Origin of the sequence: Streptomyces katrae (assembly GCF_000966975.1) — a bacterium.
In the GTDB taxonomy this organism is placed as follows: domain Bacteria; phylum Actinomycetota; class Actinomycetes; order Streptomycetales; family Streptomycetaceae; genus Streptomyces; species Streptomyces katrae.
Map to the genome: position 1 here is coordinate 1 of NZ_JZWV01001665.1, position 265 is coordinate 265.

Genomic DNA, 265 nt, shown 5'->3' on the forward strand with positions numbered 1-265 from the left:
ACCCCCAGCAGCGGCTGCTGCTGGAGACCGCCTGGGAGGCCTTCGAACGCGCCGGCCTCGACCCCACCTCGCTGCGCGGCACCGGCACCGGCGTGTTCATCGGCTCCGGCTACCAGGACTACGCCTCACGCCTGCTGAGCGTCCCGCAGGACCTGGAGGGCTACATCGGCACCGGCAGCTCCGCCAGCGTCGTCTCCGGGCGGATCGCCTACTCCTTCGGCCTGGAGGGGCCGGCGCTCACCGTGGACACCGCCTGCTCCTCCTC

The 265-nt window shown here is 72.8% G+C and carries 1 protein-coding gene; it reads left to right on the forward strand.

What is annotated here, in order from left to right:
* A partial coding sequence (locus tag VR44_RS39940; protein WP_045952601.1) for a beta-ketoacyl synthase N-terminal-like domain-containing protein occupies positions 1–265 on the forward strand: 265 nt, incomplete at both ends.